Annotated in this window: 14 protein-coding genes; 6 read left to right on the top strand and 8 right to left on the bottom strand. The window is 41.1% G+C overall.

Annotated elements, in window-relative coordinates; all coding sequences use genetic code 11:
• The first annotated feature begins 29 nt into the window (after positions 1–29).
• From dnaK to xseB, 4 genes are all read left to right on the top strand, one after another.
• Entirely contained in the window at positions 30–1946 is a 1917-nt protein-coding gene (gene dnaK, locus DDZ16_RS12565) for a molecular chaperone DnaK (protein WP_109264825.1), read from the top strand.
• Between the two features lie 148 nt (positions 1947–2094).
• Positions 2095–2952, top strand: a complete 858-nt coding sequence (locus DDZ16_RS12560; RefSeq protein ID WP_109264824.1) for a toxin-antitoxin system YwqK family antitoxin — start codon at positions 2095–2097, stop codon at positions 2950–2952.
• Between the two features lie 40 nt (positions 2953–2992).
• Positions 2993–4393 carry an exodeoxyribonuclease VII large subunit gene (gene xseA, locus DDZ16_RS12555; protein ID WP_109264823.1) on the top strand — a complete coding sequence of 467 codons (1401 nt, stop codon included), beginning with the start codon at positions 2993–2995 and terminating at the stop codon, positions 4391–4393.
• A 6-nt stretch (positions 4394–4399) separates the two neighbouring features.
• On the top strand, positions 4400–4600 hold the full coding sequence (gene xseB, locus DDZ16_RS12550; protein WP_109264822.1) for an exodeoxyribonuclease VII small subunit: 201 nt from the start codon (positions 4400–4402) through the stop codon (positions 4598–4600).
• Positions 4601–4611: 11 nt separating this feature from the next.
• On the opposite strand, the gene cdd is transcribed toward xseB, so the two are convergent.
• Entirely contained in the window at positions 4612–5100 is a 489-nt protein-coding gene (gene cdd / locus DDZ16_RS12545) for a cytidine deaminase (protein ID WP_109264821.1), read from the bottom strand.
• Between the two features lie 181 nt (positions 5101–5281).
• On the opposite strand from cdd, the gene DDZ16_RS12540 reads away from it, so the two are divergent.
• On the top strand, positions 5282–6205 hold the full coding sequence (locus DDZ16_RS12540) for a glucosaminidase domain-containing protein (protein ID WP_232526653.1): 924 nt from the start codon (positions 5282–5284) through the stop codon (positions 6203–6205).
• 97 nt (positions 6206–6302) lie between these two features.
• Entirely contained in the window at positions 6303–6719 is a 417-nt protein-coding gene (locus DDZ16_RS12535; protein ID WP_109264820.1) for a PAS domain-containing protein, read from the top strand.
• 316 nt (positions 6720–7035) lie between these two features.
• Here DDZ16_RS12535 and fmt read toward each other — a convergent pair whose 3' ends face one another.
• The 7 genes from fmt to DDZ16_RS12500 form a co-directional block, all read right to left on the bottom strand.
• Positions 7036–7983, bottom strand: coding sequence for a methionyl-tRNA formyltransferase (gene fmt, locus DDZ16_RS12530; protein WP_109264819.1), 948 nt, complete (start codon positions 7981–7983; stop codon positions 7036–7038).
• Between the two features lie 128 nt (positions 7984–8111).
• Entirely contained in the window at positions 8112–9395 is a 1284-nt protein-coding gene (locus DDZ16_RS12525) for a bifunctional 3,4-dihydroxy-2-butanone-4-phosphate synthase/GTP cyclohydrolase II (protein ID WP_317046375.1), read from the bottom strand.
• A 248-nt stretch (positions 9396–9643) separates the two neighbouring features.
• Positions 9644–11137 (bottom strand): LptF/LptG family permease, encoded by a 1494-nt coding sequence (locus tag DDZ16_RS12520; RefSeq protein ID WP_109264858.1) that lies wholly within the window; start codon positions 11135–11137, stop codon positions 9644–9646.
• 108 nt (positions 11138–11245) lie between these two features.
• A complete protein-coding gene (locus tag DDZ16_RS12515; protein WP_109264817.1) occupies positions 11246–11635 on the bottom strand; it encodes an START-like domain-containing protein in 390 nt (129 codons plus the stop codon).
• Positions 11636–11769: 134 nt separating this feature from the next.
• Positions 11770–13527, bottom strand: a complete 1758-nt coding sequence (locus tag DDZ16_RS12510) for an ABC transporter ATP-binding protein (protein ID WP_109264816.1) — start codon at positions 13525–13527, stop codon at positions 11770–11772.
• Positions 13528–13530: 3 nt separating this feature from the next.
• Positions 13531–15396, bottom strand: coding sequence for an ABC transporter ATP-binding protein (locus tag DDZ16_RS12505; protein ID WP_232526651.1), 1866 nt, complete (start codon positions 15394–15396; stop codon positions 13531–13533).
• Positions 15336–16691 carry a glutamate--cysteine ligase gene (locus DDZ16_RS12500; protein ID WP_109264815.1) on the bottom strand — a complete coding sequence of 452 codons (1356 nt, stop codon included), beginning with the start codon at positions 16689–16691 and terminating at the stop codon, positions 15336–15338. The genes DDZ16_RS12505 and DDZ16_RS12500 overlap by 61 nt, the downstream gene beginning before the upstream one ends.
• Positions 16692–17157 lie beyond the last annotated feature (466 nt).

Raw genomic sequence — 17157 nt, 5'->3', positions numbered from 1 at the left:
AATATTGAGAACGAAAAATAATTTATACAATGGGAAAAATAATTGGAATTGACTTAGGTACAACCAACTCATGTGTTTCAGTGATGGAGGGTAATGAGGCTGTTGTAATTCCCAACAGTGAAGGAAAACGTACCACACCATCTATTGTTGCATTTGTAGAGAATGGTGAGCGTAAGGTGGGTGACCCTGCAAAGCGTCAGGCTATTACCAACCCTGAAAAAACAATATATTCGATCAAAAGATTTATGGGAGACCTCTATGATGAAATCCCCAAAGAGGTTCAGAGGGTTTCCTATAAAGTGGTTAAGGGTGAAAATAACACGCCACGTGTTCAGGTTGACGACCGTCAGTATACTCCCCAGGAGATTTCAGCCATGGTTCTTCAAAAAATGAAGAAAACTGCTGAGGATTATCTTGGCGAAGAGGTGACTGAAGCTGTTGTTACTGTTCCTGCTTACTTTAACGACTCTCAGCGTCAGGCTACCAAAGAAGCTGGTGAAATCGCCGGTTTGAAAGTTCGTCGTATCATCAACGAGCCTACTGCCGCATCTCTTGCTTATGGTCTTGACAAAAAAGGCCAGGATATGAAAGTGGCTGTATTTGACCTTGGTGGTGGTACTTTCGATATCAGTATCCTTGAATTGGGTGATGGTGTATTCGAAGTGAAATCAACCAATGGTGATACTCACCTGGGGGGTGATGACTTCGATGATGTCGTTATGAACTGGCTGGCTGATGAATTCCAGAGTGATGAAGGTGTTGATTTGAGAAAAGATCCTATGGCGCTTCAGCGTTTGAAGGATGCTGCTGAGAAAGCTAAGATTGAGCTTTCAAGTTCAGGAAATACTGAAATCAACCTGCCATATATTATGCCGGTAGATGGTGTGCCCAAGCACCTTGTTAAGAGCTTGTCACGTTCTAAGTTCGATCAGCTTACCGATGAATTGGTTCAGCGTACACTTGAGCCTTGTAAGTTGGCACTTAAAGATGCCGGAATGAGTGCATCTGATGTTGATGAAGTAATTCTTGTTGGGGGATCTACTCGTATCCCTGCTATTCAGTCAGTAGTTGAGAATTTCTTTGGAAAAAAAGCTTCTAAGGGAGTAAATCCTGATGAGGTGGTTGCTATTGGTGCTGCCATTCAGGGTGGTGTACTGACCGGAGAAGTTAAAGATGTATTGTTGTTGGATGTTACTCCGCTTTCTCTTGGTATTGAAACCATGGGGGGTGTTATGACTAAGCTGATCGAAGCCAACACAACAATCCCTACCAAGAAGTCTGAAACCTTTACCACTGCAGCTGACAATCAGCCATCGGTTGAGATTCATGTATTGCAGGGTGAGCGCCCAATGGCAAAAGATAATAAGACCATTGGTCGATTCCACCTCGACGGTATTCCACCGGCGCCACGTGGTACACCTCAGGTTGAAGTGACTTTTGATATCGATGCCAACGGTATCTTACATGTTAGAGCTAAGGATAAAGCAACCGGCAAAGAGCAAAGCATCCGAATCGAAGCTTCTTCAGGTTTGTCGGAAGACGAAATCAAGAAAATGAAAGAAGAAGCTGAAGCTAATGCGGATGCAGATAAACAGGCCAAAGAAAAGATTGACAAACTCAACTCTGCTGACAGTCTGATTTTCCAGACAGAAAAGCAAATGAAAGAGTTTGGAGATAAGATTCCGGCAGAAAAGAAAAAGCCCATCGAAGATGCTTTGGCTAAGCTGAAGGAAGCTCACAAGAGCCAGGATGTTGCAGCCATTGACAAAGCTACTGAAGAACTGAATACCGTTTTCCAGGCCGCTTCTCAGGAGATGTATAACGCCAGTCAGGAGGCCCAGGGGGGGCAGCAACCAGGCGGTGAGCAGCCTCAGGGAGATCAGTCAGGTAAAAAAGGTGACGACGATGATGAGGTGACAGATGTTGACTTTGAAGAAGTCAAATAAACAAATATATATCTCACTCATTGTTGAGAGCTGTTTTAAAAAAAGAAGGTTGTCCATTACGGGCAACCTTTTTTAATTTTGGTACTTTTGTCATCAGTCAAGATTAATACTTTGCATAAAAATTGCATAGGCCAATTAAACAAATGATATGCTGCAACGACTTCTGATATTAGTTCTTTTCGCAGGATTTGGAATTTCTGCCAAGGCCCAGGTTGGACTTTTCGAAAAACCTGAAGCTTCACGAAAAATGAAAAAAACAGAGAATCCTTATGAGAACCGGCGCGACGAGAAAGGCAGACGCCAGGGCGAGTGGATGCGGTTTCATCCCAACGGGAAGCCTGCTTATAAAGCGCGTTTTAAGGATGATCAACCCATTGATACGCTGACACGGTATTACAAAAACGGAGAAAAGTTTGTAGAGATTGTCTTTGAAGAAGAGACGAATCGTGGAGAAGTAAAGTTTTTTTCCGAACAGGGAGATCTTCTGGCAGAGGGCTTTTATTTGAATATGCAAAAAGACAGTACCTGGCGGTTTTACGATGAAGCGGGAAACCTGAAGTCTAAAGAAATGTATCAGTTTGACAAGAGGGAAGGAGAGTCAAGAGTGTTTTTTGATTCAGGTCGTTTGGCGGCTGTTGCCCATTACGAAAAAGGAAAGAAACAGGGAGTTGAAAAAAGATTTTATCCCGATGGAGATCTTCGTGTGATCGTTAATTATGAAGATGGAGAATTGAATGGCCCTTACTCTGTGTTTTTTGAAAACGGGCAAAAAGAAATAGAAGGCCAATACACCGATAATATGAGGGATGGAAACTGGGTGTTTTATGATGCCAGGGGAAACAAAAGATTTACCCTCGTGTTTGAAAAAGGAGAACTGCAAAATGAGGATCTCCTGAATGAAATGGAACGAGAGGAATTCAGACGCTATGAAGAGAATCGTAAACGACTGAAAGATCCTGAGAACTTTCAGGGAAGACCGGAGGAATTTATCAGAAATTCGAATTAGTCTGATGTGGCCTTAAAATTCTTTAAAAACAGATCAATCAATGGGGCAGGAAGCCATAACATTATTTCAACTCAATCAAAGAATAAAGGGCATCATTGATGATGCCTTACTTACTTCTATCTGGGTAAAGGCTGAAATAGGGGAACTCCGTGTCAACCGAAACGGGCATTGTTACCTGGATTTAATTGAAAAGAGTGATGATACGGATCAACTCAAAGCTCGTTCACGTGCTATGATTTGGGCCCGTAATTTTCGGATGCTGAAGGCCTATTTCGAGTCAACTACAGGTCAGTCGCTAACAACCGGACTTAAAGTTCTGGTGAAGGTTTCTGTCCAGTTTCAGGAAGTGTTTGGTATGAGTTTGGTGATTTCTGATATTGATCCGTCTTATACCATGGGTGATCTTGCCCGTAAAAGACGTGAGGTTCTGTTGAAGCTAGAAGAGGAGGGTGTTCTTGAGATGAACAAAGAACTTCAATTGGCGGATGTGATTCAGAAAATTGCTATTATTTCTTCTCCAACTGCCGCCGGATATGGTGATTTTGTTGATCAACTGGAGACAAATCATTGGGGAATAAAATTCTATCATCACCTTTTCCCTGCCGTTATGCAAGGCGAAAATGCAGAGTCTTCCATTGCAGAAGCCTTTGATAAGGTTTTTGAGTACGTTGGATTTTTTGATGCCGTGGTTTTAATCCGTGGAGGAGGGGCTTCTATTGACCTGCTTTGTTTCGATAGTTATTGGGTGGCTTATCACCTTGCTCAATTTCCCTTGCCGGTGATCACTGGAATTGGTCATGAGCGCGATGAATCCGTAGCCGATTTGGTGGCCAATACTACTTTAAAAACGCCTACTGCTGTGGCCGCTTTTTTAATTGAAAGAGCAGGTGCTTTTATACAGATTATAGATGAGAAATCAGCCTGGATTGCCGATATTGCCCGGGAACGCCTTCAACAGGAAAAGCAACGAACTGAGAATTTAGCTTCGGCATATGTGCCTTTGGTTAAGATGGATTTGCAAAAGCGTCAGGCACGGTTGGAAAGGCAAGTGGGACGACTGCCCGTAACAGTATCCCGAAGATTGGGGGATGCCTTTAATAAACTCAGTAGGATTGCTGATAAATCAGGGAGTCTTTCAATACAAATTATTAGAGGAGAGAGAAATAGTTTGAAGACAAATCTTCAAAAGGTCTCGACTCTCCCTTTTAAACGTTTTCTGGAAGAAGACAGGAAACTGAAATATCTGGAACAAACAGCTGTTCTCAATGATCCGGTTAAGTTGCTTAAAAAAGGATATTCTCTTTCATATGTCAATGGCCAATTGGTTAAGGATGTATCACTGGTTAAAAAGGGAGATCAGATAACAACCCGCATCTCTAACGGGGAAATTAAGGGGGTAGTTGAAATGGTAAATAAGAAGAATAATAACAACAAATATTAAATTGTTATGCCAAAGAAAAAACTGTCATACAACGAGGCTATTACTGAGATCGAGGAGATTCTGGAGCGTATGGAAAGCGACGAACTTGATGTGGATGAGCTGTCCGAGAAGGTAAAAAGAGTCTCCGAACTGGTGACTTACTGTCGCAACAAACTAAAAACGACCGAAGAAGAGGTGGAGAAAGTCCTGAAGGAAATGGAAGAATAATTCCTTCCGTTTTATAGAAAATCGGCCTGAAAATTAAAAGGTAACAGCCATCCTGCTTGTTTAATCTTGATGATTTTCCGGGTGCCTGCCATGATCACTTCAAATGGCTGACCGAAGCGCTTTTCCCATTCAATAAAAACCTGTCGGCAACTTCCGCAGGGAGGAACGGGTTCCTTGATAGGTTTTTGTTTTCGAAGAGCGGTGACAACAAGCTTTTTTACCGGGACATCCGGATATTGAGAAGCTGCATAAAAAAGAGCCACCCGTTCTGCGCAAAGGCCGGAGGGATAAGCTGCATTTTCCTGATTACTGCCAGTGATAATTTCGCCGTTTTTTAATAACACAGCTGCCCCTACACTAAATTTGGAATATTGTGAATAGGCATCTTGAGCAGCCTCCCTGGCTTTTTTTATGAGCTCTTGTTCCTGCTCGGAAAGTGCTGCTTCTGAGGAATATTCCTCAAAGGGGAATTTGTATATGGAATTTTTGTTTGCGTTCATACCGGTTTTCTTTCTTTAAAAGTAACAGTTTCTACCTTAATGCCAAAGCCAGAGCAAGTTTGATTAGTGCTAACCGAATAAAAAATATAATTGGATAGTTTTTTGATGTTCCGTTTTTTTATATTTGTTGGCAATATTATCAAAATAGGTACATCATGCCTGTATAATCAATTTTCAAATCATGCAGATAAAAATATTTTTCATTGCGGTTCTTTTTATTTTTTCTATAGCTTCTGTGGCTCAAGTTTCTGATGAGATGACACGCGAGGAGTACATCGAACGTTATCAGGAGTGGGCTGTAATGAATATGAAACGGAGTGGTGTCCCCGCTAGTATTACGCTGGCGCAGGGGATGCTGGAATCCCGAAACGGAAACAGCAGGTTGGCCGTTGACGCTAAGAATCATTTTGGTATTAAGTGTCACGATTGGACCGGCAAAAAAGTTTATCACCATGACGATCGCAGAAATGAGTGCTTTCGGAAGTATAATTCAGTCTACGACTCGTTTGCCGATCATGCCCGTTTTCTTACAACACGTTCCCGATATGCTTCGTTGTTTGACCTGAGAATAACAGATTACAAAGGATGGGCGAGGGGCTTGAAAAAGGCAGGCTATGCTACTGATCCCAATTATGCCAAAAGATTGATTGATTTAATAGAAGATAATAAGTTGTATCTCTTTGATAAAGACAATAAAGGTGCTGTTGCCTGGCGGAAGTCAAATGGTGGAGGTACCAGTGACCATTATGTAGTGGACCCTTTTGTAAAACATGAAGTGCATTTCAACAATGGTGTACGATATGTTAGAATAAAAGAAGGAGATACTTTTTCATCGATTTCGAAAGAATTTGATTTGCGTGATTGGGAATTGCCACGCTACAACGATTTACCCGGAGGTGGGCGAGCTACTGATTACAACTATTTGTACATTGATCCAAAAAGAAAAAATGCCCATCCCGATCATGAATCTCATGTGGTAAAGGAGAATCAATCCATGTTTGAAATTGCTCAAATATACGGGGTTAAACTTAAGAATTTGAATAAATTAAATGATATGAGCGAAGGGGAAAAACCTCGTCCCGGGGAGCGGTTGGTATTGCGTTAATTTGTTTTGTTTATACATAACTCAAAAATATTAAACAAAAATATGGTTTATTGGTTTTTAAATAAAAAGTGGAATTTTTAAATCAACAGAAACCATTATGGGAAGAATTAACATTTTAAAAACAAAAGAAATTAAACAAGCTATTTCAGATAGTCCACGAAAAGCTCAGGACATTATTGATGCTGAGTCAGTGTTGGGCATTTGTGTTACAGATGAGAGGGGGTACTATACCTATGTCAACGATCGATACAATGAAATCTACAAATACACCCCCGGTGAACTCGTAGGTAAACATTTTACAGATGTTGTTCCTCCCGAATTGAGGCAGCGACTGCAAACGGCACATGATATGTTTATTAAGAATGAATATGAAATTGTCAGGTATTGGGATGTTCTGAATAAGTTGGGTGAGAAGATTAAAATTCAGGCAGCGGCTGCATTCTTCGATAACATATTTAATAACAAAGGGAAAGGGCATAAGGTGACATTTGTGTATTATGATGAGAATGCCTGATACATCCAGAAACCTCTGCCAATAGGGACTGCTGAAAATGTCAAAAGGGCATAATTTACAATTCGAAAATGTATTGGAATACTTCGAGATTTTGTTGGTGAAGAAAATTTTTTCCTTTCGGCTGGCAAATTTCTTTGTCTCAGGCGCCAGTTAATCTGTTGCATTAAAAAGCTTTGCATCTGAATGATTTAATTTTGCTATAACAAATTATCTTTCAGTATTATCGATGTTTTTAGTGCACCCTAAATAAAAAAAACGCAATGAAAGGAAAATTATCCCTTTCATTGCGTTTTTTTTATTTGTCAATTTTCGTTTTTTATACAAAGTAAGATCCCTCAGAAATACTATGGCCTCTAAGGAAGTCCTCCGTTTTCATTCTTTTTTTGCCGGCAACTTGTAATTCATTAATTACTAGATCTTCATCGGCGGTTCCGGCCAGTATCTGCTTTTTTTCGTCACAAAAAATTTCACCAGGTTTAAGATTCTTTGATCGGGCCTTTTCTGTTAATAATATTTTTACGGATTTATTCTTTTCCTCAGGAGTTGATAATTCCGTCCAGGCTGCCGGGTAAGGACTTAATCCCCTGATTTTATTGTAGATGTTTTCTGCACTTTGTTGCCAGTCAATGCGGCAGTCATTTTTAAAGATCTTTGGCGCTGGTTTTAATTCTTTTTCTGGTTGAGGGATTGGTGTAACCTCGTCTTTTGAGACTGCTTCAACAGTTTTAACTACAAGTTCGGCTCCTTTTACCATCAATTTGTCATGAACAGTTCCTGCTGTGTCTTCAGAGGAAATGGCGACCTCTTCCTGGAAAATAATGTCACCGGTATCTATTTCATGTTTGAGAAAGAAGGTGGTTACGCCGGTTTTGCTTTCACCGTTGATAACTGCCCAGTTAATGGGGGCTGCTCCCCGGTATTCCGGTAAAAGGGAGGCGTGAAGGTTGAAGGTTCCTTTACACGGCATATTCCATACCACTTCGGGAAGCATGCGAAATGCGACAACTACCTGCAGGTCGGCTTTCAGATTAGCCAATTCTTCAAGAAAATCAGGCGCCTTTAGTTTCTCCGGCTGCAGGACTTTTAATCCCTTTTCTGCAGCAAATTGTTTAACCGGAGGAGGGGTCAGTTTTCTACCCCTGCCGGCAGGTTTATCAGGAGCTGTAACAACCCCAACAACATTAGCCCCGGCGTTCAGCAAAGCTTTAAGACTTTCTGTTGCAAAATCGGGGGTTCCCATGAATACAATTTTCAGGTCCTGCATAATATCTTTTGTTTTTGAACAAATATAGAAAAAATGAGGCGTTCAGTCATTTTTTATAAAGCCCTGGATTATAAATAAAAAAACCGGTCCTGGATAAGAGACCGGCTGAAAAATTATTAAAAGAATGTTTATTCGTCTTTATCTTTAGAATAAGACGAAGAATTCATATACTTAAAAAACTTGAGATTGTGCCCCATCTTTTCCTTCTTGGTGTGCATGTAAAATTCGTTGTATGGATTTGGCTCAACTTCAATGGGGACATTTTCTTCAATGGTAAGTCCATAGCCTTGAAGGCCAATTCGTTTTATGGGATTGTTGGTCATCAGTCGCATTTTGCTTACCCCCAACTCTCTTAAAATCTGGGCTCCCACACCATAATCGCGTTCATCGGCCTCAAATCCGAGGTCAGTATTGGCATCTACTGTATCCCGGCCTTCTTCCTGCAGCTTATAAGCTTTGATCTTATTCATGAGGCCAATTCCACGTCCTTCCTGATTCATGTAAACAATGACGCCTTTCCCTTCTTTTTCGATGGTTTCCATCGCTTTATGCAATTGCTCACCGCATTCACATCGTAGGGAGCCGAATATATCTCCCGTCGCACACGATGAATGGACTCTCACCAGAATGGGGTCATCTTTGTCCCAGGTACCCTTGATCAGTGCCATGTGTTCCAAGCCATTCGATTTTTGTTTGAAAGGAATGAATTGAAAATCGCCATGAGCAGTGGGTAAATGCACCTGAACTCCTTTGATGATAAGGCTTTCTTTTTGAAGACGGTAAGCAATAAGATCTTTTATCGTGATGATCTTGAGGTCGAATTTTTTGGCAATCTCTGCAAGCTCGGGTAAACGAGCCATGGTGCCGTCATCATTCATTATTTCCACCAACACTCCCGAAGGGGATTGGCCTGCAAGTCTGGCCAGATCAATGGTTGCCTCTGTATGTCCGGATCTTCTTAATACCCCACGTTCTTTGGCCTTGAGCGGGAATATATGTCCCGGCCGGCCAAGATCTTCTGGTTTCGTATTGGGATCGCTCAGCGCTTTGATTGTTTTAGATCTGTCTGAAGCTGAAATTCCGGTTGTGCAACCTTGTCCTAATAAATCCACGGAAATTGTAAATGGAGTGGCATGAAGAGAGGTGTTTTTGCCTACCATTAATTCAAGCTCCAGTTCTTCGCAACGCTCCTCAATGAGGGGGGTGCAAATCAAGCCTCTTCCGTACTTGGTCATGAAATTGACCTTTTCCGGTGTTATTAATTCTGCTGAAGTGATAAAATCACCTTCGTTTTCACGATCCTCGTCATCCACTACAATGATCAGTTCACCTTTACGGAATGCTTCAATCGCCTCATCGATGGTATTCAGTTGAATATCGGAATTATTGCCCATGCCTATTTTGGTTGTCATTTTAAGATTGCAAAATTAAACAAATATTAATCAGTAGCAATGACTAATTTACAGTTATCGGTTGGGTTTAAGAAATGGGCGCAATGGGTTGGTTAAACCTTATGAATTAAACTTGTTTACCGGAATTGTGGTTTCCCGGCAAACATGAATTAATTTGATTTTAGTTCCTTGACTGGTTGAGGCCTAACGCAAAATTCGATTTTTTCTTTTACAGTTTTTGCTTTTCACATTGAGGTTCTTTTTATTTTCTATTCACTATCCATGTTCTTCCATTTTCTGTGTTTTTTGAATTTTGAAAGCAATTTTTGGAAGAAAATGGTATAGGCATCTGCATTCATTATGGAAGAATCGGTTGCCGATTTGTAAGTCAGGAAAATGCCCAGGGGAAGCAGTATGGCTGATGATAACCAGATTCCCTGAAAGACCATCCAAACCCCTTCCCGGGCCATTTTTGCGCCCATGGTATCGATGATATAGTAGGCTACAAAAAACAATACGGATATAACCACCGGCATCCCGAGCCCTCCTTTTCTGATGATGGCTCCAAGTGGAGCACCAATAAAGAAAAATATCAAACAGGCAAAAGGCAAGGTGAATTTTCGGTGCAACTCCATTTTGTGACGTCTGATATTGCTGTCTTTTTTCTCAATGAATTTTAATCTCTCATCAATGGTCTGTTTAGTGTTTCTTGCCTTTCTCAGTGCGGTGTCAAAGATCATTTGTTGCTTAGACTCTGAAAAAGTTTCGAAAACACTGTCTGTATTGGCCGATTTAACGGAATCAATTTGAGCAATGTCTTTAGGGTTGTTTCCTGATCCACTTGGATTGTATTTAAGTCGGGAAAAATAGAATGATTTGGAGCGGCTCTCCAGATTATCTACAAACTTTATTCTTTCATGATTAATAGAGTCCAGATCATGTGTGATTTGATCCAGATTTTTCATTCGGTCACTGTGCTTAAAAAGATTCTCATCGGTTTTAGAGAAGTCGAATCCTTTAAGGGGGATGATTGCCGTTTGCTCCTTAAAATGATCTTTCCTGAACATGTTTTCATCACGCTGTCGTCGACTCTTTTCCAATCCAACTTTCTCATCATACCGTATGCCGTTGTAAAGGATTAGTTTCAGAAATTTTTTGTCGTCAGACATAAGCAGCTTTCCTGAGTCGGCAATCGTTACGTTGCTGTTTCGTGCATAACGGTCGCGATGGTCATAAATCATCACGTCGTAAAGCATGTTTTTGGAGGGGTCTTTTTTCTTAACTTTTATACTAAAATCATCTACTCCCTGATAAAATACATTCTCTTTAATGTCCAGTTCAAGGCGCGTTTCTTTAATGCCATGGAGGATGGAAACCAGCTTTAAATTGGCCACAGGAAGTACATTGTTGGAGAATTTATATGCTCCAAATGAAGTGAGTACTGTGAGGATAATAAGCGGGAGCATAATGCGTGGCAGTGAAATTCCTGCTGACTTTAGAGCTGTGAGCTCATAGTTTTCTCCCAGATTGCCAAATGTCATTAATGAAGCAAGCAAAATGGCAAGTGGCAAAGCCATGGGCACCACCTGCAATGAAGCATAAAAGAGCAATTCAGCCAGGACATCCCACTCCAGTCCTTTACCTACGAGGTCGTCGACATATCGCCACAGAAACTGCATGACCAATATAAACATGGAAATAAAAAAGGTCATCAGCAAAGGGCCGAGATAGCTTTTAAGAATGAAAAGATGGACTTTCTTCATGGCAACCAGGTTGTGTTTTGCCGTTTTAAGGCATAAAAAAAGCATTCAAAATATGTACCATATTTTGAATGCAAAGTTAATGAATCGTTGCGATAAAACGTCAAAAAATCAGGCAGAGCCCAAACCGTGTTTTAATACGTCTACCTGCTGGTCCCAAAGCTCAATACTGTCTTCTTTGTCATCGGCCTCAACATGGTCGGTAATTAGCAGGGCTACATCTCCGGTAAGTTCATCAACATCTATGTTGAATTCAAACCACATGTCTTCCATGCCTTCGTCCAGCCATTGAAAACGGACCATTTTGTTTTCTTTTTTTAGAGTTTGTTCGGCTTGTTGCTCACTACCTTCCCAGATAAATGTAAATACCTTCCCTTTAACGTTTACATTATCGGCAAACCACTCTGATAGGCCACTGGGTGTGGCCAGCCGGTTAAATAAGATGGCCGGCGATGTTTTGAGCAAATATTCCAGCTCAATTCTTGCTAAACTGTCTGCCATTGGAATTAGGTTTTTTTGTTTACGCTCACAATATAGTGGATTTATCCATAAAAAAAAATAAAACCCCAAAAACCTCTTTGGGGAATTTTGGGTATCTTTTTGCGAAAGCTCAAATTTTTCCGGAGTTAAGATGTTTACTCTTCCTTTTCTTCTTCCCAGCTCTTTACCAAATGAGCATATTTTCCTTTCTGATCTACCAGCTCCTCATGATTCCCACGTTCAATAATTTTTCCGTTTTCGAGTACAAGAATAAGATCTGAATGTTTGATGGTGCTTAGCCTGTGAGCGACAGCTATTACTGTGCGGGCCGAGAAAATGTTTTCAATGGCTTTCTGAATGTATTGTTCGGTGAGAGAATCTACTGCGCTCGTGGCCTCATCAAGGATAATGAGTTCGTTATTTCCACTGATGGCCCGGGCAAAAGAAATTAACTGCGCCTGTCCTTTACTTAAATTGTCTCCATTGTCTTGAATGATATAATCAAATTTACCGGGCAGAGTGCTGATAAATCTGTCTGCATAAACAAATGAAGCGGCTTTTTCAACGTCCATATCAGATATGCCGTTTCTGCCAAGTGCAATGTTGAATTTGATGGTATCATTGAACATGAAAATATCCTGTTGCATAAGTGCCATACTGGCGCGAATGGTCGAAAGCGGAATGTCTCTTAACTCCTGTCCATTTATTTTTATTGCCCCCCGATACCCGGTGTAAGTTTTCGTTAACAGCCTGATTATGGTTGATTTTCCGGATCCGGTGGTTCCTACAAGGGCGATTCGGTCTCCCTTGTTAAGTTTAAATGAGACATTTTTTAATACATCAGGAGTGTCTTCGCTATAGCGGAACGAGACATTGTTAAATTCAATTTCGTTTAAGGGAATTGGGAGTTCGTTTTCCGATGATTCCCTTTCTTCTGTATCTTGTCCGAATAGATGGCTGATGTGCTCCAGCGCTGATAAAGCTCTTTGAATGGTGGAAATCTGCTGGGCAAACTGGCGCACCGGAATGAATAACCGTCCCAGGGTAGTTATAAAAACAACCAGAACTCCCATTGTATATCCGTAATCCCATATCTGAATGGCTCCGTACCATAGAACCAGCGCTGTTGCTATTGAAGTGATGCCTTCAACAATTGAGTAAAGGGCTGAATCATATACATTGGAGCGGTTTTGGGCATCACAGTATTCTTTGTTCAGGGAATTGTATTTTGTCCAGGCTTCATCTTCTGCATTGTAGAGCTGGATGGTTTTCATTCCGTTAAGCGATTCCTGAAGGTAAGCTGCAGATTTGGCCAGGCTACTTCTCGAGTCATTGTAAGCTCTGCGGATCTTTCGGCGCAAATAACGCATTACCAATACAATCAATGGCACCACAATGAGCAATACCAAAGTCAGACGCCAGTTGAGGTAAAAAAGATAACTTACCAATGCCAGTGTTTTGATGCTTTCAGATAGCAAACCTAATATCCCTGCTGCAAAGGATTCGCTGATGGATTCCATGTCGCTGGTGAGTCGGCTCAAAGTCACACCTATTGGGTGTTTGTCGTAATAACTCATGGGAAATCTTATGGCTTTTCCGAAAAGCTCGCGGCGCAGATCCACAATCGCCAGGCCTCCGGCTTTGGAGAAAGTGTAGCTGTAAATGCCGTCAAAAAGAAGATTGAGGAGGAGTACTCCGGAAAGGAGTCCCGCATACAATTTCAAACCTGAAAAATCTCCGGGTACAATATAATCGTCAATAATTCTCTCTACCAGCCACAAAAACATTATGCCTGCAGCTGTGGTTACAGGAATGGAAGACAGACTGATAATGAGCCACTTTTTATGCGGTACAAAATAATGAGCAAACTTCTTTAATAGTTGCCAGTCTTTATATGTAAGTAGTTTGGTCATAATTTATTTCTGCAATTCCCAGGTTTCACGGTAAAAATCTGATCTTTTTAATAATTCTTTGTGGTTTCCAATGGTTTCTATTTCGCCATTTTCCAGTACCACTGTGAAGTCTGTTTTTTCCAATACGCTGGTGCGATTGGAAACAATGACCAGACTTTCGGACGGGTGGTTTTCAAATATTTGTTTTATCAGAAATCTCTCTGTATCGGTATCTACGGCCGAGAATACATCGTCTAATATCAATAATTTGCAAGGTGCATAAAGGGCTCTTGCCAGGCTGATTCTTTGTTTCTGCCCCCCCGATAGCATAATGCCTTTTTCTCCAACCAGTGTCTCTGCCTGCTTGGGAAAGCGTGTCAGTTCATCGGCAAATGCACTTTTGTAAATCACATCTGTAAAGTCATTGGTGCTTTCAGCCTGCTCAGATCCAAAGATGACGTTGTTTTTAATAGTATCCGAAAAGAGGAAGACTTCCTGGGTCACCGTTTTTACAACAGACCTTATGTCGGAAGCGGTGAGATCTGTCACGTCTTTATCACCCATATATAATTGGCCCTTCTCAGGACGTAAATATCCATTAAGAAGATTGATCAAAGTGGTTTTTCCGGATCCAACTTTGCCTGTTATTCCCACCACTTGTCCCGGCTTTATACTGAATGAGATATTCTTCAGTTCAGGGTGTTCGCCATTGTGGTAAGTATATGTCAGATCTCTAAGGTGAATGCCTTTATCAAACAGCTGTCTTTGATTTGACACAGGAAGGTGTTTTTTATCTTCATCCTGGCCTTTGCGTCCCATAATGGTTTGAATACTGGAAATGCCTACAAATCCCTGCTGGAATACTGTTAACACCCATCCAAGTCCCATTATTGGATGGGTGAGGAGAGCTGAATAGGCGATGTATTCCGTCAACTGCCCAATGGTGAACTTGCCCTCAATTACATACATTCCGCCTACAAAAAGAACGACTATTTTCAATACCTGCTCTAGGTTTGCCAGAAGTGGAATAATGAATGATCTGACCCATGTTATTTTCAGGGTATAGTTGAAGAGGGAAGTATTCTCTTTTTCTACTTCCTGCTCGGCCCATTTGTGTATGTTGTAGCTTTTTATGACTCCGTTGCCCGAGAGAAAAGAGATGGTTTTACCTGATAATTGTTGAAGGGTATCCATTCTTCTGTGGGTGTTTTTTACCATTATTACCATACCAATCCTTACAAGAATGAATATGATAATCATAGGTGCGATACAATAGAGCGTCAGGGCAGGGGAGAGATTCCACATTTTGTATGGCGTAAGCGAAAGGGAAAAAAGAATGTTTCCTGTTTGAAGAAGACCAAAACCGGTAATCATTCTAACCCCGTTGATGTCGTTGTTGATCCTCGATATAATGGAGCCTGTGCTGTTGCTGTCGTAATAATCTTTGCCAAAAAAGGACAGTTTTCGAAACATTTCCCCTTTAAGTTGCTTTTCTATAAGCCGCCCGGGAACAAATATAAGCACACGCGACAATGTACGTATGAGAATAAGTACCAGTGCCATTCCAAGAATTATCAGAACGTAATTGTAAAAATCCTCACGATTGCCCGTTTCGCCTTGAGATATGATATCAATGCTCTTCTGAATGTACTCGGGAATGGTAACGGAGGTCCAAATGGTCAGGCCCAGAAATAAAAAACCTCCTGTGTACCACCATTTGTAACGGTGTGTGTATCGAAGTAAAAATTTTAGTTTTGAGAGCATGTTGTTAATATAGTCGTTGAAGGTGTGGATGCCTGTAATTACAGTCGCTATGACAGAGGTATAATCTATTGCAAAGGTTCGGCTTGTGGCCAGCATTGCATAAGTTTGGAAACATCTCCATTCCATTCTTTGTGAAACTTATTAAGATGTTTCTCGGCCTGAGTAATGCCGGATTCTGCAATTTCGACAATAGGGGCAAGATACTTTCCTTCATCTTCAATGTTCAGTTCATGAGAGCGTCTTGCCAGTCCTTGTGCTGAAAGGGCAATCATTTGATGAGCAATTTTTCTTGCATTTAATGAACCTGACTTGGCATTAAGTGCCAGCCTTGGTACCTGTTCTCTTATATCCCTGATCGCTTCAATCCCCCATGATTGAGTGATTTCATAAGCTTCATTCAGTGCATCCTGATCGTAGAGCAGTCCTACCCAAAATGCAGAAAGTGCGGCTATGTGCGAAACACAACTTGCATCAGCTCCCCGCATTTCGATGAATTTTTTAAGTCGAATGTCCGGAAATACAGTTGATACATGGGTTTCCCAGTCTTCCATCGTTGGTCTTAACTGATGTTGTCCGTTCATGAATTCCCGGAAAGTTATTTTTTGACTGTCAATGTATTGACCGTCCCTGAGAATAAAGTACATTGGGACATCCAGAAGATAATCTGTCCAGCGTTCAAAGCCAAAATCCTGATTAAAGATAAAGGGAAGAAAACCGCAACGATCCGGATCTGTGTCGTCCCAGATTTTAGCTCTGTAGCTTAAATATCCGTTGGGCCTTCCTTCGGTAAAAGGGGAGTTGGCAAATATGGCTGTTGCAATTCCCTGCAATGCCTGTCCAACACGCATTTTCTTTATCATGTCTTGCTCACTACTATAATCCAGGTTTACCTGAATGGTGGCAGTACGTGTCATCATGTCAAGGCCCAGGTTGCCTTTTGTTGGCATGTAGGCTTTCATAATGCGATAACGTTCTTTGGGCATCCAGGGCATTTTGTGGCGGGGCTGGATGGGGTCAAAGCCCAGGGCCAGTGTAATAGCATCAATTTCTTTGCAGATTTCACTTAAGTCCTCAAAGTGTTTTCTGGTTTCACCAAAGGTTTGATGGATGTTTCCGAAATTCTTACCCGAAAGTTCAAACTGACCTCCAGGCTCTATTGTAATGGAGGCCCCGTCCTTCTTTAAGGCAATGATTTTGTCGTTTTCAGTCACCGGATGCCATCCGCTATCTTGCATGTGTTGCATCACCATCCCTATTCCGGGACGGGTGTTATGACTAAGCCTTTCTAAATTATCCTTTCGGAAAAGAAATTTTTCGTGTTCGGTGCCGATTCCCCATTGATCAGGGGGTTTATTGCCCTTTTCAAAGTAGTCAATAAGTTGGCTTTTGCTGTTTATTTCTGTTTCGTTTTTTTTGGTCATTGCTCAATAATGGATGATGATAACCGAATAAGGATAATGCTTTGTTTTTGTTCACCCGGGTTGGGCTTAATGGTCCGGTCAAAATGTTATTGAAAACCGCTTTGTGAACCTGGTTGAGTAACTCCGTTAAATGACACAAGAAATTGTTTCAAAAAGACTGGAATAACTTCCCGAATGGAGGCTTCTTGAGTATTTAGCCTTTCAGCCGCAAAGGTATTAATTACAGATGGAACAAAGCGTTAATGTTTGTAATAGTTCTTAAATCTTAGGTTTATTCCTTCAGTGTGGATTGAATTTAGAAACTGTTTAAATTTTGTTTTTGGAAGATGTTTTTGAAGAATTGAGTTCTTAGACAAGTCAAAATTGACACGAATAGCAACGCTATTTAAGGAAATTTTGATAAAGTTTAAGAGCTCAAGACCAGAAAACATCCCAAAGGATAAAACTTAAACAGTTTCTTAATATT

Origin of the sequence: Marinilabilia rubra, from assembly GCF_003121985.1 — a bacterium.
Classification (GTDB): domain Bacteria; phylum Bacteroidota; class Bacteroidia; order Bacteroidales; family Marinilabiliaceae; genus Marinilabilia; species Marinilabilia rubra.
The sequence above is the reverse complement of the archived record's forward strand: the minus strand, read 5'-3'. Positions and strand labels throughout refer to the sequence as shown.

Coding starts and splice junctions, on each gene's coding strand:
- dnaK (WP_109264825.1), top strand. CDS start 30: ATGGGAAAAATAATTGGAATTGACTTAGGTACAACCAACTCATGTGTT.
- DDZ16_RS12560 (WP_109264824.1), top strand. CDS start 2,095: ATGCTGCAACGACTTCTGATATTAGTTCTTTTCGCAGGATTTGGAATT.
- xseA (WP_109264823.1), top strand. CDS start 2,993: ATGGGGCAGGAAGCCATAACATTATTTCAACTCAATCAAAGAATAAAG.
- xseB (WP_109264822.1), top strand. CDS start 4,400: ATGCCAAAGAAAAAACTGTCATACAACGAGGCTATTACTGAGATCGAG.
- cdd (WP_109264821.1), bottom strand. CDS start 5,100: ATGAACGCAAACAAAAATTCCATATACAAATTCCCCTTTGAGGAATAT.
- DDZ16_RS12540 (WP_232526653.1), top strand. CDS start 5,282: ATGCAGATAAAAATATTTTTCATTGCGGTTCTTTTTATTTTTTCTATA.
- DDZ16_RS12535 (WP_109264820.1), top strand. CDS start 6,303: ATGGGAAGAATTAACATTTTAAAAACAAAAGAAATTAAACAAGCTATT.
- fmt (WP_109264819.1), bottom strand. CDS start 7,983: ATGCAGGACCTGAAAATTGTATTCATGGGAACCCCCGATTTTGCAACA.
- DDZ16_RS12525 (WP_317046375.1), bottom strand. CDS start 9,395: ATGACAACCAAAATAGGCATGGGCAATAATTCCGATATTCAACTGAAT.
- DDZ16_RS12520 (WP_109264858.1), bottom strand. CDS start 11,137: ATGAAGAAAGTCCATCTTTTCATTCTTAAAAGCTATCTCGGCCCTTTG.
- DDZ16_RS12515 (WP_109264817.1), bottom strand. CDS start 11,635: ATGGCAGACAGTTTAGCAAGAATTGAGCTGGAATATTTGCTCAAAACA.
- DDZ16_RS12510 (WP_109264816.1), bottom strand. CDS start 13,527: ATGACCAAACTACTTACATATAAAGACTGGCAACTATTAAAGAAGTTT.
- DDZ16_RS12505 (WP_232526651.1), bottom strand. CDS start 15,396: ATGGAATGGAGATGTTTCCAAACTTATGCAATGCTGGCCACAAGCCGA.
- DDZ16_RS12500 (WP_109264815.1), bottom strand. CDS start 16,691: ATGACCAAAAAAAACGAAACAGAAATAAACAGCAAAAGCCAACTTATT.